This window comes from Pseudomonas sp. 13B_2.1_Bac1, from assembly GCF_025466155.1.
Classification (GTDB): domain Bacteria; phylum Pseudomonadota; class Gammaproteobacteria; order Pseudomonadales; family Pseudomonadaceae; genus Aquipseudomonas; species Aquipseudomonas aylmerensis.
This window is the reverse complement of sequence record NZ_JANLOH010000038.1, coordinates 1-274: the sequence shown is the minus strand read 5'-3', so window position 1 is coordinate 274 and position 274 is coordinate 1. Positions and strand designations below refer to the sequence as shown.

The following is a 274-nucleotide window of genomic DNA, read 5'->3' as shown; positions in this document are numbered from 1 at the left end:
CAGCTGCCATCGGCTGGTGTGGAACGAGCGTGGTCAGTTGCTGGAAGAACAACTGCCAAATGGCGGCGTCAAGCGCTACCGCTATGACGACCTCGGGCGGCAGGTGGCGCGTGAGGATGAGCATGGGGCGCTGACCGAGTATCAGTGGGACAGCGTCGGTCGGCTAACTCGTGTCGTGTTGCCCGGTGGTGCGGCACGGGAATACAGCTACAACCCCTACGGAAAGATCACCTCCGAGCGTGATGAGCTGGGGCATGTCATCCGCTACGAATAC

The 274-nt window shown here is 61.3% G+C and carries 1 protein-coding gene; it reads left to right on the top strand.

Features of this window, described 5'->3' with window-relative positions; all coding sequences use genetic code 11:
- On the top strand, nt 1-274 hold a 274-nt coding region (locus NTD80_RS08750), incomplete at both ends, for an RHS repeat domain-containing protein (RefSeq protein WP_262133192.1).